The organism is Lysinibacillus sp. FSL K6-3209 (genome assembly GCF_037976175.1).
GTDB classification, from domain to species: Bacteria; Bacillota; Bacilli; order Bacillales_A; family Planococcaceae; genus Lysinibacillus; species Lysinibacillus sphaericus_D.
This window is the reverse complement of sequence record NZ_CP150264.1, coordinates 391,384-416,414: the sequence shown is the minus strand read 5'-3', so window position 1 is coordinate 416,414 and position 25,031 is coordinate 391,384. Positions and strand designations below refer to the sequence as shown.

21 protein-coding genes and 1 riboswitch are annotated in these 25,031 nt (G+C 37.4%); of the genes, 5 read left to right on the top strand and 16 right to left on the bottom strand.

From position 1 onward, the window contains the following. Positions 1 to 22 precede the first annotated feature (22 nt). Positions 23 to 1,501, bottom strand: a complete 1,479-nt coding sequence (locus MHH88_RS02135) for an aldehyde dehydrogenase family protein (RefSeq protein ID WP_339261311.1) — start codon at positions 1,499 to 1,501, stop codon at positions 23 to 25. Positions 1,502 to 1,934: 433 nt separating this feature from the next. Between MHH88_RS02135 and MHH88_RS02130 the strand changes: the two genes are divergently transcribed. Beyond that, positions 1,935 to 2,735 carry a TIGR00266 family protein gene (locus MHH88_RS02130; RefSeq protein ID WP_069512935.1) on the top strand — a complete coding sequence of 267 codons (801 nt, stop codon included), beginning with the start codon at positions 1,935 to 1,937 and terminating at the stop codon, positions 2,733 to 2,735. A 232-nt stretch (positions 2,736 to 2,967) separates the two neighbouring features. Here MHH88_RS02130 and MHH88_RS02125 read toward each other — a convergent pair whose 3' ends face one another. From MHH88_RS02125 to MHH88_RS02095, 7 genes are all read right to left on the bottom strand, one after another. Then, positions 2,968 to 4,743, bottom strand: a complete 1,776-nt coding sequence (locus MHH88_RS02125) for an aminopeptidase P family protein (RefSeq protein WP_339261309.1) — start codon at positions 4,741 to 4,743, stop codon at positions 2,968 to 2,970. After that, the gene (gene eutH / locus MHH88_RS02120; protein ID WP_339261307.1) at positions 4,736 to 5,848 is read right to left on the bottom strand and encodes an ethanolamine utilization protein EutH; all 1,113 of its coding nucleotides are present in this window, start codon (positions 5,846 to 5,848) and stop codon (positions 4,736 to 4,738) included. The genes MHH88_RS02125 and eutH overlap by 8 nt, the downstream gene beginning before the upstream one ends. A 58-nt stretch (positions 5,849 to 5,906) precedes the next feature. Continuing rightward, complete coding sequence (locus tag MHH88_RS02115; RefSeq protein WP_256093216.1) at positions 5,907 to 6,503, bottom strand: XRE family transcriptional regulator; 597 nt, start codon at positions 6,501 to 6,503, stop codon at positions 5,907 to 5,909. Positions 6,504 to 6,687: 184 nt separating this feature from the next. Next, entirely contained in the window at positions 6,688 to 7,650 is a 963-nt protein-coding gene (locus MHH88_RS02110) for a D-glycerate dehydrogenase (protein ID WP_339262973.1), read from the bottom strand. A gap of 416 nt (positions 7,651 to 8,066) precedes the next feature. Next, positions 8,067 to 9,359 carry a globin-coupled sensor protein gene (locus MHH88_RS02105; protein ID WP_339261304.1) on the bottom strand — a complete coding sequence of 431 codons (1,293 nt, stop codon included), beginning with the start codon at positions 9,357 to 9,359 and terminating at the stop codon, positions 8,067 to 8,069. 321 nt (positions 9,360 to 9,680) lie between these two features. Continuing rightward, entirely contained in the window at positions 9,681 to 10,514 is an 834-nt protein-coding gene (locus MHH88_RS02100; protein WP_339261302.1) for an undecaprenyl-diphosphate phosphatase, read from the bottom strand. Between the two features lie 224 nt (positions 10,515 to 10,738). Further along, positions 10,739 to 11,818 (bottom strand): metallophosphoesterase, encoded by a 1,080-nt coding sequence (locus tag MHH88_RS02095; protein ID WP_339261300.1) that lies wholly within the window; start codon positions 11,816 to 11,818, stop codon positions 10,739 to 10,741. Between the two features lie 158 nt (positions 11,819 to 11,976). On the opposite strand from MHH88_RS02095, the gene MHH88_RS02090 reads away from it, so the two are divergent. Further along, positions 11,977 to 13,125: an acyl-CoA dehydrogenase family protein gene (locus MHH88_RS02090; RefSeq protein WP_103977513.1), complete on the top strand. Its 1,149-nt coding sequence runs from the start codon at positions 11,977 to 11,979 to the stop codon at positions 13,123 to 13,125. Between the two features lie 219 nt (positions 13,126 to 13,344). Here the strand turns inward: MHH88_RS02090 and MHH88_RS02085 are convergent, their stop codons facing one another. The 4 genes from MHH88_RS02085 to MHH88_RS02070 form a co-directional block, all read right to left on the bottom strand. Continuing rightward, positions 13,345 to 15,531 (bottom strand): HAMP domain-containing sensor histidine kinase, encoded by a 2,187-nt coding sequence (locus MHH88_RS02085; protein ID WP_339261297.1) that lies wholly within the window; start codon positions 15,529 to 15,531, stop codon positions 13,345 to 13,347. A gap of 15 nt (positions 15,532 to 15,546) precedes the next feature. Next, positions 15,547 to 15,702 (bottom strand): hypothetical protein, encoded by a 156-nt coding sequence (locus MHH88_RS02080; protein ID WP_181020965.1) that lies wholly within the window; start codon positions 15,700 to 15,702, stop codon positions 15,547 to 15,549. Next, on the bottom strand, positions 15,680 to 16,372 hold the full coding sequence (locus MHH88_RS02075; RefSeq protein ID WP_069512944.1) for a response regulator transcription factor: 693 nt from the start codon (positions 16,370 to 16,372) through the stop codon (positions 15,680 to 15,682). Before MHH88_RS02075 ends, MHH88_RS02080 begins: the two co-directional genes overlap by 23 nt. A gap of 101 nt (positions 16,373 to 16,473) precedes the next feature. Further along, positions 16,474 to 17,334: an EamA family transporter gene (locus MHH88_RS02070; protein WP_069512945.1), complete on the bottom strand. Its 861-nt coding sequence runs from the start codon at positions 17,332 to 17,334 to the stop codon at positions 16,474 to 16,476. A 154-nt stretch (positions 17,335 to 17,488) separates the two neighbouring features. Between MHH88_RS02070 and MHH88_RS02065 the strand changes: the two genes are divergently transcribed. Next, positions 17,489 to 17,719 carry an excisionase gene (locus tag MHH88_RS02065; RefSeq protein ID WP_024362743.1) on the top strand — a complete coding sequence of 77 codons (231 nt, stop codon included), beginning with the start codon at positions 17,489 to 17,491 and terminating at the stop codon, positions 17,717 to 17,719. Positions 17,720 to 17,773: 54 nt separating this feature from the next. On the opposite strand, the gene MHH88_RS02060 is transcribed toward MHH88_RS02065, so the two are convergent. The 3 genes from MHH88_RS02060 to MHH88_RS02050 form a co-directional block, all read right to left on the bottom strand. After that, on the bottom strand, positions 17,774 to 18,760 hold the full coding sequence (locus MHH88_RS02060; protein WP_024362742.1) for a homoserine dehydrogenase: 987 nt from the start codon (positions 18,758 to 18,760) through the stop codon (positions 17,774 to 17,776). Positions 18,761 to 19,168: 408 nt separating this feature from the next. After that, a complete protein-coding gene (locus MHH88_RS02055) occupies positions 19,169 to 19,555 on the bottom strand; it encodes a hypothetical protein (protein ID WP_069512946.1) in 387 nt (128 codons plus the stop codon). Positions 19,556 to 19,952: 397 nt separating this feature from the next. Next, positions 19,953 to 21,254 (bottom strand): O-acetylhomoserine aminocarboxypropyltransferase/cysteine synthase family protein, encoded by a 1,302-nt coding sequence (locus tag MHH88_RS02050; protein WP_024362740.1) that lies wholly within the window; start codon positions 21,252 to 21,254, stop codon positions 19,953 to 19,955. Positions 21,255 to 21,367: 113 nt separating this feature from the next. Then, positions 21,368 to 21,481: riboswitch (SAM riboswitch) on the bottom strand. Between the two features lie 155 nt (positions 21,482 to 21,636). Here MHH88_RS02050 and MHH88_RS02045 point away from each other — a divergent pair. Then, positions 21,637 to 22,266, top strand: a complete 630-nt coding sequence (locus MHH88_RS02045) for a glycerol-3-phosphate acyltransferase (protein WP_339261294.1) — start codon at positions 21,637 to 21,639, stop codon at positions 22,264 to 22,266. A 60-nt stretch (positions 22,267 to 22,326) separates the two neighbouring features. Here MHH88_RS02045 and MHH88_RS02040 read toward each other — a convergent pair whose 3' ends face one another. Beyond that, positions 22,327 to 23,847, bottom strand: a complete 1,521-nt coding sequence (locus MHH88_RS02040; RefSeq protein WP_103977515.1) for an acetyl-CoA hydrolase/transferase family protein — start codon at positions 23,845 to 23,847, stop codon at positions 22,327 to 22,329. Between the two features lie 309 nt (positions 23,848 to 24,156). Between MHH88_RS02040 and chrR the strand changes: the two genes are divergently transcribed. Continuing rightward, on the top strand, positions 24,157 to 24,888 hold the full coding sequence (chrR, locus tag MHH88_RS02035; RefSeq protein WP_339261291.1) for a class II chromate reductase ChrR: 732 nt from the start codon (positions 24,157 to 24,159) through the stop codon (positions 24,886 to 24,888). Positions 24,889 to 25,031: the final 143 nt, after the last annotated feature.

Genomic DNA, 25,031 nt, shown 5'->3' with positions numbered 1-25,031 from the left:
AACATCCCCTTTCATTGATCTGTTACTTTGTATCGATTTGTGCTCTTTGTAATTTACCGCTGTAGTCAACGTATATGCTCTTCCATTCTGTGTAAACGTCCAATGCTGCCACACCGGAATCTCGATGTCCATTCCCTGTTCCTTTCGTTCCGCCGAATGGCAAATGGATTTCTGCACCTGTCGTACCTGCATTAATATAGACAATACCTGTATCTAAGTCGCGTTGAGCGCGGAAAATCGTATTCACATTTTGTGAGAAAATAGAGCTTGATAAGCCGAATTTAACATCATTATTGACTTCGATTGCTTCTTCTAAATTGGCAACTTCAATAAGAGAGACGACCGGACCAAAAATTTCTTCCTGTGCAATAATCATATGAGGCTTTACATTTGTAAATAATGTTGGCTCATAGTAAAACCCTTTATCATAAGGTGCTTCATTTAAAATTTTGCCACCAGTTAATAAGGTTGCACCTTCTTGTTTACCAATCTGTACATAATGATTAATTTTTTCTAATGCCGCTCTATTAATCACCGGACCAATTTTCACACTTTCATCCAAACCGTCTCCAATAGTTAAAAATTGCATTGCTTCTAATAGACGATTTTCTAATTCCTCCCTTACATCTTTATGCACAATCACACGACTACATGCTGTACATCGTTGACCAGCAGTGCCAAATGCGCTCCATAATATTGCTTCTGTAGCGAGCTGTAAATCTGCATCATCCATAACAATGACAGCATTTTTGCCGCCCATCTCTAGCGAAATTTTCTTTAAATGTTTGCCGCCAAGTTCCGCCACCTTACTTCCTGTTGAGGTAGAGCCGGTAAACGATATGACTTTTACATCGGGATGTTCTATTAGTGCTGTTCCTACCGTTGGCCCTGTACCAAAAACAATATTCGCTACCCCTTCTGGTAAGCCAACTTCTTCAAAAATTTTCCCCATTTCATAAGCCATCATCGGCGTTTCATTTGATGGTTTCCAAATAAATGTATTGCCTGCGACAATTGCAGGGAATGATTTCCATGTAGCGATTGCCACAGGGAAATTCCAAGGAGTTATTAGCCCTACTACGCCTATTGGTGCACGTACACTCATAGCAAATTTATTGGCAAGCTCTGACGGTGTCGTCTCTCCAAATAACCGTCGACCTTCACCCGCCATATAATAAGCCATATCAATTCCTTCCTGTACCTCACCTCTTGCTTCTTCAATCACCTTACCCATTTCTTTTGTTAAAACGGTCGCCAAATATTCTTTCTTTTCTTTCATCTTTTGACCGATGGCATATAAATAATCTGCACGCTTTGGTGCTGGCACAAGTGCCCAACTTTTTTGTGCTGCTTTCGCTACAGCTACCGCTTCCGTCACTTCATTTGCAGTTGAAAGTGGTATTGTTGCTAAGTGCTCTCCGTTTGCAGGATTCGTCACTGCTATACTTTGTAAATGCGAATGTGTAACCCATTTACCACCGATATAGTTTTTAATCTCCATTACACACACCCCCTGATATATCTATGATGCCTTGGCTTCTTTGAACATGTCGCTAATGCTACAGAAAATATCCGTCGCTCTCGCCCTCTATGTGTACTGCATTATATATATGCAGATACAAAATGCCAAAATTCCGAATTTTCATAACAAAGATATGACTCGAGCAATAATCTCGAAGTATTTTTGGTTAAAATATCGGCGGCACTTGCCAAAGGCTTTATCTTCATTTCCAGTAATTCCAACTAGATGATGCATACTTTCACCACTAGTAGAAAAATAACTGACAAAAGATAAATAATACACATTCTAGTTTTTTATATTCGACATTTTCTATCTTATTCCCTTTTTTTCTAAAATTATTAATTATGTAATGAAACTATCCAGCCTAATAATCGTATACAATAACAACAAACGATATTGGAGGAATTACACGATGAATAACCATGAGATCGACTACAAAGTATTTGGAGATGACATGCAATATGTGCAAGTTGAACTTGATCCGCAAGAAACGGTGGTAGCAGAAGCTGGCGCCTTAATGATGATGGATGATGCAATTCAAATGGAAACTATTTTCGGAGATGGTTCGAAAGGCAATGGCCAAAGCGGTCTTATGGGGAAATTACTCGGTGCAGGGAAACGCCTAGTAACGGGTGAAAGCTTATTCATGACAACATTTACAAACATCGGTACAGGGAAACGTCATGTCTATTTCGCGTCTCCTTACCCAGGTAAGATTATTCCAATGGATTTAAGCCAATTAAAAGGGAAAATTATTTGTCAAAAAGATGCTTTTTTAGCAGCAGCTAAAGGCGTTTCAGTTGGTGTTGAATTCCAGAAGAAAATCGGCGTAGGCTTCTTCGGTGGTGAAGGCTTTATTATGCAAAAACTTGAAGGCGATGGTATGGCTTTTGTACACGCTGGTGGGGCAATTCATCGAAAAACGCTACAGCCAGGTGAAGTATTACGTGTGGATACAGGCTGTTTAGTAGCGATGACTTCTGACGTTGATTATAATATCGAAATGGTTGGCGGCGTAAAAACGGCACTATTCGGTGGAGAAGGTATCTTCTTTGCAACTTTACGCGGCCCTGGTACTGTATGGGTTCAATCATTACCATTTAGCCGATTAGCAAGCCGCGTCTTCGCTGCAGCACCGATTTCGCAAGGCGGTGGCGGACATTCATCAGGTGAAGGTGGTATCGGCGGTCTATTTGATATGTTCAATAAGTAACTAGCCAAATAGACCGTGTACTTTCTTTAAAGAGTTCGATTGACCGTAGTCAAACGAACTCTTTTTGTTACGCAGTTGAGGTCCGCTACGTCAAGAAGCTTGGCCTTGACCATCAATTGAGTACAATCTGCTAAATAAAAAGCCCAATTGCTCAACGTTACGCTGAGAAATTAGGCTTTTTACTGTTATCATCAGATGGCGATAGGATAGCGTTTTATCCGCTAAACTTTTTTTATATTGCTTTTGTTTCTTCCATTAGCCATACTCGTTCTTCTTCATTTAAATAAGGAGCTAGCGTAGTATACACCTCTTGATGGTAATGATTTAGCCATTGCTTTTCACTCTCTGTTAACATATCTTGATTGATACCTGCTAAATCAATAGGACAATACGTTACTGCTTCAAACTTCATAAATTGACCAAATTCTGTTTTCTCAGCCTCTACTACTGACATCATATTTTCAATTCGAATGCCATACTTGCCTTCAAGGTATATTCCCGGTTCATTCGTAATAATCATGCCTTTTTCTAATGGCACATGATTGGTATTGCGGATGCTTTGTGGCCCTTCATGAACATTCAAGAAAAACCCTACTCCATGTCCTGTGCCACATTTATAATCCAAGCCATATTGCCAAATTGGTTGTCTTGCCAAAACATCTAAATTAGCTCCTGTTGCACCATACAAAAATTTTACTGAGCTTAATGCAATAAACCCTTTTAACACCAAAGTAAAATCTCTTTTTTGTTCATCCGTAAGACTTCCTAAAACAATTGTCCGTGTAATATCTGTTGTTCCATCATAATACTGTCCGCCTGAATCAATTAAAAATAGACCTTCATTCTTCAGCGTATATTGTGTTTCTTTATTAGCTTTATAATGCATCATCGCTGCATGGTCTTGATAACCCGCAATCGTATCAAAGCTAGGACCCACAAATCCTTCTTGCTCTCTTCTGAAATCTTCTAATCTTTCTTCCGCAGCAATCTCTGTAATTTCTTCTTTATCTACAAAGTGTTTTAACCACTTTATAAATTTCACCATAGCTAAACCATCTTTTATTTCACACCATTTTAGATTTTTTATTTCCACTTCATTCTTAATCGATTTTAAGTTAGTCGTCATGTTAGGACTTTCAATTTTCGTTACATGACTGTTAATGGCATTATACAATCGAATATTTGTTTTATTTGTATCTAAACTAACAGCATCTTCGCCCGAAAGGTTTGCTAAAAAAGTTTCAATTTCATGATATTCCCTTAACGTAATTCCTTCTCCCTCCAGTTCCGATTTAAGCGCAGTAGGGACCTTGCAAGAATCAATAAATAAATAACATGTATGTTCTGCTACGATGACATTCGCTATAGCCACTGGATTGTTTGGTACATCTGCTCCTCTAATATTCAATAGCCAGGCAATATCATCAAGTGAAGTTAAAATATAATAATTTGCGCCTTTATTTTTCATTTCCGCTCTTACTTCATCTAATTTCTCCGCACGTGATTTCCCAGCATAGTTGACGTCATGACTAAAAATCGTTCCTTTAGGAATCTCTGGTCGATCTCCCCATAACTCACCAATTAAATCTTGATCCATTTTGAATAAGATTGCCTTCGCTTTTAAATCTTTTTCCATACTTCTAACCATATCAATTGAAAAAACATTTCCATCAAAGCCCACATTGCTTCCTTCTTCAAGAACATCTGCTAGCCATTCTGTATAAGAAGGTACCCCCGGATCCATCATTCTAAATAATCTGATACCTGAATTTTCAAGTTGCTTGTCAGCTTGAATATAATATCTGCCATCTGTCCATAAACCAGCATCTTTTAAAGTAATGACTACTGTCCCTGCAGACCCTGTAAAGCCTGATAGCCATTCTCTGCCTTTCCAATGTTCTGCTACATATTCTCCCTGATGTGCATCAAAACTTGGAACGATATAAGCATCCAGTTGATGTTTTACCATAAGCTCTCTTAACTTTTCGACTCTATCTCTACTATTCATTATGAATACCTCCATTTTCATTTAAATGAATTTTTTTATTTTCACGATCATACAGCCATAATGCCAAGGTTATACTAATAAGCCCTGCAGTCAGCTTTGCTACTATAAACGCACCTAGCATTTCCGGAGCTACTTCTGATACAAAACCAAATTGACCCCCAAATACAAATGCTCCACTTACGCCAAAAGCCGTACATACGACTTTTCCTTTAGGGTTCATCTCCTTATATGTTCCAAAAATTAATAGATTACTAGCTAAATTTCCGAGAAGGCCTGCTACTGACACAGCATTCATGCCAAATTTCTCTCCTAATGCGTTAAAACTTTTTTTGAAAATTCCACTTAGCATGGCTAGCATCGGATATGCTCCCGCTAAAATAAATGCAATTTTCCCTACTATAATAGTTGATTCAGATAGCGGTGCTAATCCTGAAACAAGCTTTACACCAAATATCACGTCAATGCCTTGTAATAGTAATCCAACAGTACTTAACGTCACTATAAACTTTCCAAATAGATTAAAAGCTTTTATAAAAATATGTTGAGCCTTGAGTAATCCAACCCCTAACATAATAGTAAAAACAAATATAGGGATTAGATTCCATACAAGTACAGTGATATTTATTTTTTGCCATAAGCCTGCTACAAGACATCCGATTGGTATAGTAATGATGCCAATTAACACACCTTTAGAAAAATATTTTTCATCCTCTTTAGCAAGCATCCCTAACGCAACAGGTATTGAAAAACTAACGGTGGCTCCTAAAGTAGATGCAATGATAATTCCTGAAAATGCTCCCATCTCATTTGACAAAGCAAGCTTTTCAGCCATTTGAAAGCCTCCCATATCTACAGCTAGAAATGCTGCTGGAATAATGGAAGGGTCCAAATGAAACACTTTACTTATTGGACTAATTTGGGCGGATAAAAAATTCGTTAATACAGGTGCTAAAGACAGTATTCCTATCATACCAAGCCCTAAAGCCCCCATCGTTTTTATGCCTTCCTCAAATTTTTCGCCCAATTTCAGATGATTCCCAGTAATATAATCAATCCCACCAATTACAAAAAAAGAACCTATTAGGTATAATACAAATTTATCCATTTCTATTATCACTTTCTATAAGCTTTATTACTGCTCGCTAGCTGTAGTGTACATCCTACTATTTGAAAAGATAATTAGGTGTGTTAACAGCGATAAGCTTAACCTTTTTATTAGTGTAATTCGCCCAATTGTGAGAGATAGTTGAGTCCATATGAACACAATCACCAGGATACACTTCATGTCGATTACCATTTATGTAAACGGTTAATATACCTTCTAAAACGTAAATAAACTCTTCGCCCTCATGCGTATAAGATAAAATTTCTTCATCTTGCTTTTGAGGTAGAATTTCGATAAGCCTTGGAACAAGTTGTTTATTTTCCAAGTTGGTGCTTAAACTATACTTAATAAATCCACCTTCTACGGCTTCCATTATTTCTTGCTCATAACTCCTTAAAACGATATCTTTCCGCTTATGTGGATAATCAAAAAAATATGTTAAATGGACTCCCAATATAGTAGCTAGCTTTTCAAGTGAATCGACTGCTATCGTCGTAAGCCCCCTCTCTAATTGAGACAAAAACCCAACAGAAAGTTCGCTTCTTTCACTTAACTCTTTCAAAGTAATACCTTTGTCAGTCCTCAATTTTTTTATTTCTATCCCTATATTCATCATCTCACCTATTTTTTCATATTTGTGAATAATATAATACATTTTAATCTGATTCGCAATTAATTGTGAAATATATTCATAATAATGAATTTTATCTTATAGACACTTCACTAAATATCTCAAGTAGTATCTGCATGATCAATCTATATTGGCACAAAAAAAGACGCTTGATCCATTTAGATCTGCGCCTAGATTGATTTACTTTCTATGAGCCAAGCTCCATTCGTTAATCAATTCGATTTGAAAGTGGCTTACCCTGCCCGTATGCCATTAATGCATTGACATTGAGCATGAGCATAGCTGTTCTTGTCTTTAAAGATGCACTACCAATATGCGGTAATACAACAACGTTTGGTAAGGTTAATAGTGGATGATTCAATGCAACTGGCTCCTGTTCAAAAACATCTAGACCAGCAGCCCATAGCTTGCCATTTTTCAAGGTATCATAAAGGGCATTCTCGTCAATAATACCACCACGAGACGCGTTAATTAATACCGCATCTTCCTGCATTAAGGCGAGTTCCTTTGCACCAATTAGACCTACCGTATCTTTATTATAGGGTGTCATAATCACAACAAAATCAGATTTTGTTAATAGCTCTTCAAGTGATGCATAGCAAAACCCATACATTTCTTCTGCTTCATGGCGACGTCTACGGTTATGATATAAAACTTTCATATCAAAACCTTTTGCTCGTCTTGCAACAGCCTGCCCAATCCGCCCCATTCCAATTATCCCAATTGTTGCGCCTGATACATCTTTACCAACTAATTGCATCGGGTACCAACTTTGCCATTTACCTTCACGTAAATAACGCTCGCTTTCTGGTATTCTACGTGCTGTTGCTAGCAGTAAACCAAATACTAAATCTGCTGTCGTATTAGTTAACACACCAGGCGTGTTTGTTGCCATAATCCCTCTTTTACGTAATGCAGGCACATCAATATTATTAAAGCCCACTGCTAAATTTGTCACAAGTTTTAAATTGGGGGCGTGTGAAAGCAATTCCTCATCGACTTGATCCGCTATCGTTACCCACAAAACTTCACAGTTTGCAACGGCTGCTAAAAGTTTAGCGCGAGGTATAACGGTCTCTTCTTCCTCCCATTGTTCAATATCATAATGCTCCTCTAAAGGCTCGACAAACTGAGCCGGGAATTTACGTGTAATAAACAATTTCTTTTTCATCATCCAACACCCCTTATTCGTTTCCCCATTTTGCCTATAGCGTAACACTAATAGGGGAAGGTCACAAGCAAGCTTTTACATTGATTTTCTCCACTTAATCCCTTTTTAAAAAGCGTTTTTTTACTTTTTCATTCCATCCTCCTTTTTAGTAAATCTGTCCTTCTGTTCAGGCATTCTATCCGTTTCTTTTAAAAATTCCCCTTCTAAATTTCGAGAGTTCTAGTCAAAAAATATATCTTTTTTTGTATATAGCTCTAATAACATTAAAAGGCATCAAGTAGTTGAACTTAATACCTTTAGTCATGTTTATGCTTTTTTAATCAGAAAATGGAATTTATATTCAATCGAATTGGTGTAAAATGCGGTGATTGTCCTACTTTAAACGTGCAGCAAGACGCAAAATGCTACGCGTTCAGTTAGAAATCTTTAATGGTCGTATCTAGACGACTCGCAACTCGTTCTAATTCCTCGGAAGATTCTCCAATGGACTCAATGACATTCGCCAACTCCGTTATTTGATTTCCAACATTTTGAAAGTTAACGATAGAGCCCTCCACCGAACCAGATATTGCATCAAAGGCTTTTAATGAATTCAAGTTTTGCTCGATGCTATTATTGACAAGCACTTGAATTTCTTGAATGGCTAGTACAACATGTTTGGTAATCCCATTGGACATACCGATTAATTCCGCAATTTTTTCCACAGATTCTTTCGTTTGGTCTGCCAGCTTACGTACCTCATCTGCGACAACTGCAAAACCTTTTCCATGCTCTCCAGCTCTTGCAGCTTCAATTGCTGAATTCAATGCTAGTAAATTGGTTTGTCCAGAAATATTTTTGACCATTTCAATGACATTATTTATTTTTGAAGAGGAATGATTTAACTCCTCCACCATCATGGCCATTTCAATCGTTTTATCATTGATTTTGCCTGTTTGCTCATTTAACAATACGATTTTTGAATAGCCTTCCGATGAAACCTTTTGCATCATTTTGGCCTCATCAATACTGTCTTTTAAATATGCATTTACTTGCTTTGTACTAGAAATCAGCTCCATCACTGACTCATTTGTATCATGTGACTGTGCCTCTAATTGCGTCGAAATGCCACCCACTATATCCTTTACATGTGTCCGTACACTCATTCGTTGCTCTTCTATTAAAGAATTAGAGTAGTTATTATATTCTTCTAACACAATCTGTTGTTCGAAATTACACATCTTACTTACTGCATCACAATACTTCTCCTCTTCTTCTTTAGACAAATATAAATTATAGACAGTCTTGCGCAAGGATTTTTCTAAGTTTTGAAACGCAGCTAAATACCATTTTGGATATAAGTTAATCTTTACATGCATCTTGCCTACATTTCGCCTTTTTTCTATAAAGGCATTATCTATTCTTCCTTCAAACATTTCAATTATATGGTGGCGAAGTGTTTGACGGAGGCGTTCACTCGAACTGTACTTTTGAATAACATCTCGTAAAGTAGGTACACTCTCAACGGCCTTATAAAATGTTTCAACAATATCCACAACATTTTGCTCGATATATGGCTTTAAACTTTTTATTAACTGCAAGTCCTGTTTTGTGAGATTGACAAGGTGTAACTGTAACAAACGTTCCTGATCTTGAATAATTACACCTGTATTTGACACATCATTCATTACAATTGTATTTTGCTTAGGTCTATTTCTAAATTGAAACATCTCTCCACCCCATAAATTAAAATATTATGTCTTTTCTTTTTGAATGTTAAAACCTATTAGCTAAAATAAGTATTATGACCTTTTCTATTATTGATTATAAAGTGTATGTAATAATAGTTACAATAGTTCAGTAAATTTTATCTACTATACCACGATTTTACACACGTTTCACTCTTTTAACATTTCTTTATACCTACTTATTTATATGTATATTATTATTAATTGGATGATATTGATATTTAAGCATTACTCATTCTAAACAAAACGTTCTAAATTCAAAAAAAAGCCACTCATTGTTGTGACAAATGAGTGACTTTTTAATTACATAAATATAATAACACTAAGAATTGCAGCTAACACTAAACGATAGATTGCAAATGGCATTAGTTTTACTTTTGAGATAAGTGCTAAGAAAAACTTAATGGATAATAATGCAAATACAAATGAACTAATAAAACCAACTACATAAAACCCTAAATAATCCATTGAAAGCGTATCCCAGTTTTTCAATACTGATACAAGACTGGCACCTGCCATTATAGGAACCGCCATAATAAATGTAAAGTCTGCAGCTACACGGTGACTAATCCCAAAAAGAACACCACCTGAAATTGTTGCCCCTGAACGAGAGAATCCTGGCCATAACGATAAACACTGTACTAAACCAACTTTAAACGCCATGCCGTAAGAAATCTCATCTAATGAATTAACTTTTGGTCTTCTTGGAGCCAATTTATCTGCAGCAATCATTAAAATTGCCCCTGCAACTAATGCATAAATAACATGCTCTACTTTAAATAGATGGTCGTCAATAAAATCTTTAAAAGCAAAACCTAGCACTATTGCTGGTAACATACCAACAATTACATGCATTAAGTTAAAGCGACCTGTCATCGATTTTGATTGTCCATCAATATTATAGAGGCCAACTAGACTTAGCATACGCTTCCACATGACCACGATAACCGCTAAAATGGACCCTAGCTGAACAACAATTTTAAACGTATTAGCCGGATACTTTCCTAAAAACTGCTCTGTCTTCAACCACATATCATCGACAATAATCATATGACCTGTAGACGATACTGGTGCAAACTCTGTCATTCCTTCGACAAAGCCTAAAATAAGTGCCTTTAATAATTCTATTATCTCCACATTGTCACCTTACCTTTTAACGTTATTCTACTTTTGTTTTACGCGGGGAAACAGCGCTTCCACAACATAAAGAAATGCCACAGATGATAAAAAGGCTCTTTGTACGTTGCATTTACAATCATCCAGGCTACATTCTTTTGTGCCCACGATATTAACTTAGCTTTAAGCGATTTTTGCACACACCAACTTATTATAAGCTACTCTTTTTTCTTATACTACCTCTTTTACTGAAAAGTAATATCAACTACCCATAGCTCAGAACGGCTTCCTATACGCATTGGTGGTCCCCAAAATCCAAAGCCCGATGAAACAAGTGTATGCATTTGTCCCTTCAGCTTATAACCATAATCTAGTTCAAATACACGTGCCGTAATATACTGATTCGGCCATAGTTGCCCTTTATGCGTATGTCCAGACATATGAAAGTCTACCCCTGTGTGCGCAGGTGTTGTCAAATCATCTGGCGTATGATTCATAACAAACCAAGGCAACTGGTCGTTCATTTTCATAGCTTCAAGATGCTTCCTTTCTTTATTCGTTTTATCTTCTTGGCCTGTTATTATAAACGCATTGCTCACTCGAATTGTTTCATCTCGCAAAATTTTAACACCAGCTTTTTTCATTTCTTCTACAAATTCGGGGATTTTCTTTCCGTAATATTCGTGATTACCAAGTACTCCGTACACACCATAAGTAGCTGTTAGCTGTTTCATTACTTCTGCCATTCCCTCTTGAACAAACCATTTTGGATCATCATCCACAATATCTCCTGCTAAAAAAACCACATCTGGCTCCGCTTCATTTGATAACCTAACAAAACGTTGTAAATGCTTTTTGTTTGATAGCACGCCTAAATGAAAATCCGAAGCAACGACAACACGCATCGAGGATAGCTCACTATCCTTTTGAGGCATTACAATATTTAAATGCCGGACAACTGGAGAGTATGCAAAATAAGAACCGAAAATCCATAATATAAAGAACACAGCAACTGCTAAACTACCAATTATGCGAATATTGTGAAATGGTGTTAGCCACATCACAAGCTGTACAGTTAAACATAATAACAAGCCATATTCAAATATAAACATCCAATAGTTCCCTATAACTGAAAATACGCGTAAAGACTCGTGTAGCCTGCCGATAATAATGCTAAAAGAAACAATATAAAGTAGCAGCCAGTAAAAAATGGGATAATAAAACCAATTCATTGCGACAAGCCATTGCTTGATGCCCCAGCCCAAATAGAAAGTTAAAGCGCTATATATACTTAAAATAACAATACCTACGCTAATTTTTGCCATACGCTAGTCCTCTTCTTTCATATATTCATTGTGATTATAGCATTCCATATAAGAATCGTATTTTTAAAAGCACTTTTATTTTGCCCTGTATTTCAGTAACATTATAGATGTACTAGAAAATTTTTGCATAAACGAGCGAATGAAGGGGTGTTGTCTCAATGGGGAAGTACAAATTTGAATCAACAGAACATGAGTTATTCCGTAAAACGTTACGTAAGTTTTTAGCTGAAGAAGCAGAGGTACACTATGATCAATGGGAAAAAGATCACCTTATTCCTCTAGCGTTTTGGCACAAGCTCGGACAATTAGGTTATTTATGTCCTCAAGTCGAAGAAGAGTATGGAGGCCTAGGGTTAGATTTCAGCTTTGGCGTTATTATTCAAGAGGAGTTAGAACGCGTAGGTTCAAGCCTAATCGGTGTCGGTTTGCATAATGATATCGTTGTGCCGTATATCGAGGCATATGGAAGCGCCGCACAAAAATCACGTTGGCTTCCACAATGTGTAACAGGTGAGACGATTACTGCGATTGCTATGACTGAACCAGGAACAGGCTCCGATTTAGCTAATATCCAAACAACTGCTATTCGTGATGGCAATCATTATATTGTTAATGGTCAAAAGACTTTTATCACAAATGGTATTCATGCAAATTTAGTGGTGGTGGCCGTAAAAACAAACCCTTATGCAGAGAAAAAACATCGAGGTATTAGCCTTATCGTCATTGAAGAAGGAACACCAGGCTTTACAAAAGGACGCAAACTTGAAAAAGTAGGGATGCATGCACAAGATACAGCTGAACTATTTTTTGAAGATTGCCGTGTTCCCGTAGAAAATTTACTCGGTGAGGAAGGAAAAGGCTTCACCTACATGATGGAAAAACTCCAACAAGAACGTCTAGCTGTTGCAATTGCTGCCCAATCAGCAGCCGAAGATATGCTCAATTTAACGGTCGATTATGTGAAATCACGTCAGGCTTTTGGCAAATCCATTAGTGACTTTCAAAATACGCAATTTAAAATTGCTGAAATGGCCACTAAAATAGAGCTTGGCAAAACGTTTTTAGAATCCTTAATTGAAGAGCATATTGCCGGTCAAGATGTTGTGACAAAGGTTTCGATGGCGAAATACTGGATTACCGAAAATGCACGCGACATAGCCGCCCAATGTATGCAGTTACACGGTGGCTATGGCTATATGGAGGAATATAAAATTGCAAGACGTTATCGTGATATACCTGTAATGTCGATATACGCAGGCACAAACGAAGTAATGAAAATGATTATTGCAAAAAATATAGGCTTATAAAAGCATTGTTAGTGAACACTAGTTGTTGGTAGCGGAGGCGGCGACTCCTGCGGGAACGCACAGTACGTAAGACGCAACAGCCCGCGCGTCAGCGAGGGTTGCGGCTTACGATGTGCCCGCGGAAAGCGCCCGCTGTAGCGGACAACAACGGCATAGAAAAAGTGTTAGATTGATTGCAATCAATCCAACACTTATCTCTTTGTACCGGCCTCTTGTCTGTTACACTGCCGGTATACGTACAATTACTTTAAATAAATCTCCATCTACTTCTATGCTCATACGCGCTCCGTGCAAATCAACAATAGATTGCGCAATGGCTAAACCTAAGCCTGAGCCCTCCGTATGACGCGAAGCATCTGCTCGCTTAAATCGTTCAAATAATTCATCAGCATTTTCGCTTATTTCATATTTCGCAACATTTTTCACCGTGAATTCTGCATCACCATTTGCCGTTCTTTTTAACGTAACATAGACCCGTGTACCTTCTAATGCATATTTCAATACATTGACGATTAAATTGTCAATCAATCTCCACCATTTTTGCCCGTCCACATAAGCGTAAATCGGCTCGTTTGGCATTGTCATACGCAAATCTAAGCGTGCTTGCGATAAATCCTCCTCATGCTCTCCAACCGCTTGCTGTACAAGCTGTGTGACATCCACTCGACTTCGATGGAGCTCAATATTGCCACTCGCCATTTTGGATACTTCAAATAGATCTTCAATTAGCACTTTTAAACGGTCTGATTTTTTATCGAGAATATGAATATACTGCTTACGCTCTTCTTCCGTAATATCTGGATTTTTCAATAAATCAGTATACGTAATGATTGAAGTTAAAGGCGTACGTAAATCATGGCTGACGTTTGTAATAAGCTCTGTTTTTAACCGTTCACTCTTCGCCTGCTCATGCATTGATGTACGAACACCTTCACGTAAGTGATTAAGATTTTCGGCATGGGCTGCTAACGGGGATTTCCCCTTTACTTTCACATCTCGATTAAGTCGCCCTTCTGCCATATCTTTTGTATCTTTCATAATGCGATTTAAATAGCCCATTTTGGATAGGAAGACAACCATTGCTGGGATACCAACAATCCCACATATGCCGAATACCATAACCGGAAATCCTCCGCCCATAGTAACACTCGCAACAAAACTACCACCACCAAAAAAGGCAGCTGCGACCATAACAATTGAGTTTAGTGCGATTGACCGATTTAAAAATAAATCAGTCATGGATTCTCCAATTCCCCATAAATAACTGTCTTGTGCATGTTCACTTAGCTTTTCAACAGTATTGACGCGACCATATAACCAAATAACTTGCACGAAAAACGCAACACCAATAGTGATCAAAATCAATGCTTTAAATGCAAAGTCAATTAAAAAACGCACATAATTGTATTGATACATATATTCAATTGCATCAAATGCAGCATATGAAGTAAACCAATAGATACAGCCTGTAATAAACACTATGACAATTTGGATATCAATGCGAAACTTCGCTAGGGATTCTTTTTCTTTTAGTGCCCCAATCGTTGGCAGCAATTCTTTACGCCCTTTCCAAACAAAGAATGCCGCAATTAGACTAGATATCCAAATCATAAAGAACATATATTGATTGCGTTTAAATTGGTCATAGCCTCCCATAATTGCTGCGGATTGGGCTGCTTTTTTAGAAATCGTAATCGTCCCAGTGTAATCAGTCATTTCATTCAATACGTCGGATTCGATGTATACATCCGAACCGTATAGTAAATTACTTGAATTGTTACTAATACTTCCCGTTCTTAATGGATGTTGTATATACATTTTTTTGTATACATTACTGTCAGTAATATCTCCTGAACGATAAGTATCACCATCTTCATTTGTTAATTCATAAGAAAAGTAATTATAATTTTTTGCGAATTCTTTTGCTTCATCTTTTACAGATTTTATATATTTATCAATAAGCACGCCCTTTTGCGCTACAATTTTCTTACGAACATATTCATCATCTTCAAAGTTCTTCGTAATATCTTTTATTTTGGCATCTCGCTCATTTTCAAGCTTGGTCTTTAAATCATTGGCATTATTATCAGCTGCTTCTTGAATACGAGTTTCATATTGACTTTTTATATTCTCAATTTGTGTGCCAAGTGAGCCATAATAATTTCGATGTTCCTCAATTTCATTTTGCGAAACTGTAATCTTGCTCTTCAATTCCTCTGCGGTTGGTATATTTAACGCGAGCGGTCCTATTTCTGCTAGGAAATTGTCCATTTCATGTTGAAAGTTTTCGGATTGGAAATAGGATTTCCCTACATACTGATAACCAATTTTTGAAAATGTAAACACACCGAATATAAACCACGTTAAACAAATAAGTGTAAGAAGAGGTTTCCAATTTTTCATCATGTCTTTAACGCTCCTCTAAAAAATTTTTTCAAAAAACTGTAGCATTTCGGAGGAGCGAGCATTGACCATTTGATAGGCATAAATACCGAAATAAATTAGACCAATTACACCTGCCACAAACCCTGCTATCGTGACATACTTTTCTATTTTATTTTTCCATTTTATAGCCAACGCCCCACACCACCTTTAAGTAACGTGGATTTTTCGGATCCGCTTCAATTTTTTCCCGTATTTTTCGAATGTGGACCGCTACAATATTTTCTGCATTATAAGCTTCCTCATTCCAGACACGTTCATAAATTTCTCGAATCGAAAACACACGCCCTGCATTTTTCATTAATAATTCTGTAATTTTGTATTCAATGGGTGTTAAGCGAACTGGTTCGCCTTCTAATACTACTTCCTTGGCATCTTCATCTAGCACTAACCCATCAATTTCCACCTTCGCAACCCCGTCATTATACGTCCCAAGTTGTACATAACGACGCAATTGCGATTTAACACGCGCCAACAGCTCCAGTGGATGAAATGGTTTTGTTACGTAGTCATCTGCCCCAACAGATAACCCATGAATCTTGTCACCATCTTCAGCTTTCGCACTAAGCATAATAATTGGAATATTGCGTTCTGCTCGTATTTTAAATGTGGCAGTAATACCATCCATATTCGGCATCATAATATCTAAAATAATTAAATGGATTTCATTGTTTTTCAGCTTTTCAATCGCTTCCACACCATCTGCTGCCTTAATAACATGATAGCCTTCATTTTTTAAGTAAATTTCAATACCATCACGAATATCTTGATCATCATCTGTTACAAGAACTGTTAACTTCGTCATGATATACACCTCGCTCTCAATTAATAGTGTACAGTTTAAATCTTAAAAACCAACTAGGATAAAAATGAAGAATTTCTTAAGCTTTTATCTATTGTTCATACTTATTTATTTTTTCTTCCGGTAAATGTTAGAACTACAATTCCTCCAAGCAACATGGCTACACCTACCCAAGATGTTGAACTTAGATGTTCTCCAACTAGCAATACCCCGAGCATGGCCGCAGTCAATGGCTCTGCAAGTGACAACGTTACAGCAGAGGACGAGCTAATTTTCTGGAGACCGCTTAAAAATAATAAATACGCTATGCTTGTACACATAACGCCCATAAAAATCATTGTCCATAAATTTTGCATCTCTGCAAGCCAGCTAAAGCCACTACTGATGGAAAACGGTAATAACAATACTGCACAAATTGAAAATGTCATCGCCACTGCAGGCAATGCTTCTTGCTGCGCCATTAATTGTTTACTCATATTTGTGTACACGGCAAAAGATAATCCTGCACAAACGGCTAGCCCAACCCCACCTAAATGAATAGCTCGATCTCCACTATTGATGAACAATAACATACAACCTGTAATCGTCATAATTGTGGCAATCCCCCATACTTTAGAGGGGCGTGTTTTCCAAAATAACCACTCTAGCATGCCTGAAAACATAGGGGCACTCCCAATTGTCACAACGGTTCCAATTGCTACACCCGTTAGACGGATGGATGTAAAAAAAAGACCTTGGAATAAGGCAATACTTGCGGCCGCTAATATTGTCCATTTCCAGGACCATGTCCGAAAAGAGATTTTACGTAATAACACGACTGCGACTAATAATAATCCTCCTCCAATTGCTGAACGAATCGTCGCTACAGCGATGGAAGATACACCTTTATCTAAAAAAGTTTGTGCTGTCCCTGTCATTCCCCATAAAATAGCTGCTAAAAGAACAAAAAAATATGGATAGACCATTGCTTATCCCTCCTGCCTATAACACGATTACTACTAACTATACAGATTTATCCAAAATCAAACAATTCCCAAATTCCTTTCCTTATATTAATCCATCATTATGCATTCCATTCGAGAGAAGGTATAATAGATACATCAAAAGGAGCGACCGCTTATGTATAAAACCATTGAAGAAACAGCCATTGATCTTGGCATGCCGGAGGAGCAAGTACTACGACTTGTTTATGAAGGACGCATCCGTTCCATATATGATGGTCATCAATTACTAATTAACAGTGCACAATTTAGCACTTATTTTGAACAACTAGAACGGATAAAAGAAGAAATAGAAATTTGGCGTAACACACCCATTCCTGAAGATATTGATGTTAAAGACGAAGACTAAAAGTGCCAGTCACTCAAACAATTCAAAATTGTTTGAGTGACTGGCACCAAATACTTAAATACTCACAACGAACCCAGCGCGTTTTCCGATAATTTCAGCGTAGTCCTCTACCATCACGCTTGCTGTTGGATACATTCCTGCACCTGGTCCTACCAATGTTAATGTACCAATATAGTTTGTTTCAAGCGCAACCGCATTATTAACATCATCTACCGGATAAAGTGGATGCTCTTTATCTACTAGTTGTGGACCGACTTTTGCCACCACTTTACCGTTCGCTAATTTCTCCACTTCGGCTACATGGCGATAACGTAAGCCTTTTTCACAAGCATCTTTCACCTGTTCAGCAGAAATACAATCAATACCAATTACTTCAACATCAGCCCAATCTGGTTGCTCACCAAATGCTAATGCACTTAAAATCATTAGCTTTTTAAAAGCATCTTGACCAGACACATCATTATAAGGATCTGCTTCTGCATACCCTAAGTTTTGTGCTTCTTTTAAGGCTTTCTCGAAGGACCAGCCTTGCGCACGCATTTTTGTTAAAATATAGTTTGAAGTACCATTCAAAATACCTTGAATTCGACTTACATCGTTTACAAGCAAAATATTTTTCATCGTTTTGATAACAGGCACTCCACCTGCTGTAGTTGCTTCAAAGCCAACGAAAACACCATTTGCCTTTGCAAGCTCCTGTAACTCTAAGCCACGTTTGGCAAACATCACTTTGTTCGCTGTAATCACATGACATTTATGTTCAACCGCACGCTTTAAATAGCCAAATGCCGGCTCTTCATTGACAATCGCTTCGAATACAACTTGCATGCCAGGCTCTGCCAACACTTCATCCATACTCGTTGTCATTAAATGTGCTGTGCCCGGAACACGTTCACGACTAGCATCCGTTACTAATATTTTTGCTACTTCTAACTCAATGCCTAATTTATGTTTTAGCTCTTCACGCTTTTCATTTAAAATATGATAAATTCCTTGACCTACAGTTCCAAATCCTAAGATCGCTGCCTTTATAGTTGCCATACTTGATTCCCTCCAACGTACATTTCTCCAGTTTTCTCTCTATATAAAGTTTGTGCCTACAAGCACATATTCAAATAATTCAAAATTTAACCTAAAGAAAATTGTAACGCAAATAAATCCATTGCACAAGAAAAATCTTTCTAGGATGGACATTTGTTTTCTCTAGGCGTGCAAAAGAAATCGGTTTCATTGCCTTTATTATACGTTTTTTTAATAAATCTATAATTTTTGAACAAATATTGACGATTCTTTTATAAAAAAAATGCCTTTCTTCTATTATATATGTACGAAGATACTACTTATAGAATGGCTGTCTTGAAAAGTCGAAACAAATCCAAAAAAACTTAGCACAACAAAAAGCTCATTCCCTATAGCAGTAGAGAATGAGCTAAAAAATATAAGGGAAAGTTAACTTGCTAGTAAAAATAATCGATAACGATATTGTGCTAAAGCTGATTGTACTAGTTTGATTTCTTCCTGTGTAAAGTTCGGTATGGCATATGTGCGCTCGATTAGTTGAAATGACCCGTATTGTAAGTAATACTCTGTCGCAGGTAGCGTAATATGGTTTGTACCATGAACTTTATACTCTTCAAAAACTTCTTTTACTGTATAGCCTTCTTCTTTAGCATATACGATTTCTTCAAAAGCACTATGTCCAAAAGTTTGTTGCCATTTTGATTCAACTGTCGAAAGTAAGTATTGAATGGCCATATTATTTACAAAATGATGGCTTTCATTTAATTCATATATAAGATAAGCAGTTACATTTTGTGCACGATAAATATTTCCCATTGTTAACACTCCTTTTTCGATCAGTTATGGAAAGCGAGAGTAGCTACTGGCTAGGTAGCTACCCCCTTTCATATATATATTCAAAAGTGGGGGAGCACTTATGAAAACAAATTAGCTGTTTTCGCCTAATGAATGGCGGTGAAAGTTTAGTAACATCATCACTTTGTTCAAGGTTGGTAGCCTTTCGAACCTTTTACTTAATCCCTAGTATACAGCATGGTTTTAACCAAGTCAACAATACTTATAAAGTTACTAGGTATTATTTATAAAAAATTTCAGAAAACTCACCGAATGAGGTAAGGATGAATGTCGCAACGTTATACGCATTACCAAATGAGGCATTTCGAATGAGAAAATACGTAAACGCTACAACATAAATCATTGGCTATCTTAATAGTTATGCTTCTACTTTTTGTTCAGTTGTTGTTACTTGTGCAATAGCTTGTTCTAAATCTGCAATAATATCCTCAACTGCCTCTAAACCAATTGATAAGCGAATGAGCGACTCGGAAACACCAGTTTGGATTAATTCCTCAGCAGATAATTGTTGATGAGTTGTAGACGCCGGGTGAATAATTAGTGATTTTGCATCGCCTACATTTGCTACGTGTGAAAATAATTTTACGCTGTCTATTAATTGACGGCCTGCTTCTCGTCCACCTTTAATGCCAAATGTAAGCACTGAACCGAAGCCATTTTTCAAATATTTCTTCGCTAAATCATGTGTGGCAAAATCTTCTAATCCATTATAGTTTACATACTCCACAGATGGGTGGTTACGTAAATATTCTGCAACTGCTAAGGCATTTTCATTATGTTTAGGAATTCGCAAATGGAGCGTTTCTAAACCTTGTAATAAGTTAAATGCAGCATCTGCACTTAATGTTGGTCCAAAATCACGTAGTAATTGCACGCGCAGTTTTGTGGCAAATGCAGCCGCTGCAGTATCAATACCGTATCGTAAACCGTGATAAGATGCGTCAGGTTCTGTAAATCCTGGGAATCTACCTTGAGTCCAATCAAATTTCCCTGCATCCACAACTACACCGCCTAAAGTTGTACCGTGTCCGCCAATCCATTTTGTCGCTGAGTGAACGACGATATCTGCACCGAAGTCGATTGGTGTTGAGCCATATGGTGAAGCAAAAGTGCTATCAATAATTAAAGGTAAACCGTTGTCATGTGCAATTGTAGCTACTGCCTCTACATCTAGCACTTTTAAGCTTGGGTTTCCGTAAATTTCAGCGAACACTGCTTTTGTCTTTTCATTAATGGCAGATCGGAAATTCTCAGGATTTGTTTCATCTACGAAAATTGTTTTAATACCGTAGTTTGGTAGTGTATTTGCTAATAAGTTATATGTTCCTCCGTATAAAGAACTTGCTGCTACGATTTCATCCCCTGCTCCTGCAAGATTTAAAATTGAAAATGCGATAGCTGCTGCACCTGATGAAAGTGCTACTGCTGCTGTACCGCCCTCCAATAAAGCGACGCGTTTTTCAAAAACATCTACAGTTGGATTTGTAATACGTGTATAAATATTGCCCGCTTCTTCTAAAGCGAAAAGACGTTGCGCATGAGCAGTGTCTTTAAATACGAAAGCTGTTGAACGGTACACCGGTACAGTTCGGGAGCCTGTCACTGGGTCTGGCTCTTGGCCACCGTGTAATAGTAAAGTTTCTGGTTTAAAATTCGACATGTTTTCTTCCTCCTAAATGGGTTTTACGATGGTACCGGAGATGAGGAGGATTTATGTGAGAAAACAAAAACCCCCTTCAGTTAAGAAGAGGGTTGCGGTTGCAAGTTTTCCTCCCCTTATCTGCCAGATCCAAGTAAGAATCTGTAGGAATTAGCACCTTAGCAAGTTCGTCACTCACTGGTTGCCGGGCATCATAGGGCCTATCCCTCCGCCGCTCTTGATAAGAGTATGTGATTCAATTTCCATCGTTGTTACACAGTATAAACATAGACTTTTTTTCTGTCAACAGTAAAATTTATTTTTTTCTGAAACTTCTGTCTGCTCCTTTACGTAATAAGAACACATACACTATATAAAAGTATAGTTTGAAAGGAGTATTTTTATGGTAAAAGCCATGATTATTTTTATTATTATTGGTTATCTAATCGGCTGTATTCATGGCTCTAAAGTGGCACAGTTTCTTTCTGGAGTAGATTTAAAAAAGACTGGCCATGGCAATGCGGGTGCCTCAAACGCAACGCTTTCTCTTGGATGGAAATACGGCATATTAGTAGCACTTATAGATATAGGTAAAGGAGTTGCTGCCGTGCTATGCGCACTTTACTACTTTTCCTCCAATGCTTCACAGTTTACTGAAGTACAAATGTGGTTATTAACCTATGCAATAGCTGCTAGTGTAATACTAGGTCATAACTTCCCGTTCCATATGGGCTTCAAAGGCGGCAAAGGAACTGCATCAATCATAGGCATATTGCTCGCTATTGATTGGAAAATTGCATTATTTGCACTTATGTTATTTGTCATTTTATCTTTAACAACAAATTATTTAATCATTGGTGTGCTTGTATTTTATATTATTTTTTGTACAGCAACTTACTTATGGATACCTGGGGTTGGACCAACAATGATTTCAATTGTTCTTTTTGGTATCGCGCTTATGTTGCATATTGAAAATATTAAACGGCTTATCCAAGGGACAGAGCCTAAAGTAACATCTGCCTTTAAAAAATAAATTTAAACAAATCAAAGCCTTGAGAGACAACAAACAAACTCTCAAGGCTTTTTTATATCATTATTTTGCAAATGATGGATCTTGCATTGTACCGTTCTTAGCTAAATTGACATGCCAAGAAAGCGCTTTTTCTAAAATATGTGGTGTATGGTGTCCGCCTGTTGCCTCGTTCGCTTCGTTAAAGTACGCCCATAATTGATCCTTATAATCTGGATGCGCACAGTTTTCAATAATACGACCTACACGCTCTTTCGGTGCTAAACCACGCAAGTCTGCAACACCTTGTTCTGTGACAATAATATCTACATCATGTTCTGTATGGTCCACATGCGAAACCATTGGTACGATACTAGAAATTTTACCGCCTTTTGCATATGATTTCGTCACAAAAATACCTAACCGGGCATTACGAGCAAAATCACCAGAACCACCAATCCCATTCATCATTCGTGTGCCAGAAACATGAGTTGAATTTACATTCCCATAAATATCTAGCTCAAGCGCTGTATTTACAGAAATTAAACCGAGTCGACGGATAATTTCCGGATGATTAGAAATTTCCTGTGGACGTAATACTAATTTATCAGCATATTTTTCAAAATTTCCATAAACACGGTTTCCTACCTCTTCCGATAGGGTAATAGAAGTAGCAGATGCAAAGCTTACTTTCCCAGCATCCATTAATTCAAAAACAGCATCTTGCAGTACTTCTGAATAAACTTCTAAATTCTCAAACTCGGAATCTTTGAAACCTAGTAATACAGCATTTGCTACTGAGCCTACACCTGATTGTAACGGGCGTAAACTTGTTGTTAAACGACCTACTTTAATCTCTTCGCGCAGGAAGTTCAGCAAATGATTTGCCATAATATCTGTTTCTTCATCAGCTGGAACAATTGTTGATGGAGCATCTAAAATATCTGAAATAACAATACCTTTTACTTTGTCTAAGTCTAGTGGAATGCCAATTGTGCCAAGACGATCTGACGCATTTAGCATTGGAATTGGATCACGTTTACCTTGTGGTCCTGGTACAAAAATATCATGCACACCTTCTAATGCATCAAGCTGGGCTACGTTTAGCTCGATGATTACTTGATCTGCTTCTTGTACGAAAATCGGAGAGTTACCAACTGAAGTTGTAGGAATTAATAAGCCATCTTCTGTAATTGCAGCAGCTTCAATAATAGCAAAGTCAATCGGACCAATAATACCTTGACGTACTAGTTCCGCATTATGTGATAAATGGGCATCAACATAAGTGACTTCTCCTCTATTGATCATGTTTCGAATACCTGGATCTCCTTGGAAAGGACCACGTTTGCGAATTACACCCGCTTCGGCTAAGTATTGGTCGACTTCTGGTCCAAGTGATGCACCTGTATATACATCTACTTTGAAGCTTTCTGTTTTCGCTTTCTCCACAAGTGCAAGCGGTACCACTTTCACATCGCCTGCACGTGTAAATCCGCTCATACCAAGTACCATGCCGTCCTTAATCCAAGATGCTGCTTCTTCTGCTGTTACAACTTTGTTTCGTAACTGTTCATTACGAAGCTTTTTTGCTAACTTTTCATCCATTCCTTATTCCTCCATCCCACATTTAATTGCTTCAACTAGATTATTTGTCCTATACATCCGTACACCCACAAATGTCAAAATACAGTAGATAAATAATCTGTCGCCATACATAATTTTACACTAAAGAGAACATTTAAGCTATATCTAACAATATATTTTACTTTACGAGGTATTTTAGTCCTCTCTCATATTATTCAAAAATAGTTTTTTATAAATGATTTTAAGTTTTTAATATTGAATTTTATTCGATTTTAGCGAAAAAGCGTGATATGCTCTTGGTATATTTAAGGGGAAAAGGAGAATTTTTAAATGGTGAAAGAATTATTACGTAACCACTCTTCAGTACGTATTTACGATGGAAATCCTATATCGAAAGAAATTGTCGAGGATTTAATTGCGACAGCACAGATGGCGGCAACCTCTCACTTTGTACAAGCCTATAGCGTAATTTGGGTAACAGACGAAGCAAAAAAAGAACAGCTCGGTTTACTCTCTGGCAATCCACGTCAATACGAAACTTCGGGTGGTGCTTTTGTTTTTTGCGTAGACTTTAAACGTCTGCAAATGGCTGGGAAATTAGAAGGCGTTGATATTGTGGCAGACTCGGCTGAAAATGTCCTCGTTGGTGTAGCAGATGTTTCGTTATTCGCACAAAACTTTGTGATTGCTGCTGAATCAATGGGCTATGGCATTTGCTATATTGGAGGTGTACGTAACAAACCTGAAGAAATTAGCGAATTGTTGAATCTACCTGATTATGTATTCCCATTGTTCGGTTTAACAATTGGCGTTCCTGCACGACGCAATGAAGTGAAACCTCGCTTACCAGTAGCTGCTGTCCTACATGAAAATGAGTACAATTGTGAAAAATACGAGGAACTTTTACCAGCTTACAATGCAACGATGGAAGATTACTACAATAGTCGTTCCTCCAATCGTAAAATTGATAACTGGACAAAGCAAATGGCTGATTTTTTAATTGAACAACGTCGTCCTTTCATCAATCGCTTCTTAGCACAGAAAGGTTTTAATTGGAAATAACTTTTTCTTTATGGAGTTACTATCGTATGATAATAACTCCACTTTTTTTATATTTCGAACTATTATTTATAGCTTATGTAGTATTTTTGTCTTGCATGATCTGTTAAAATCAGGTACAAATTAAACGAAAAGACTCTTTCCTT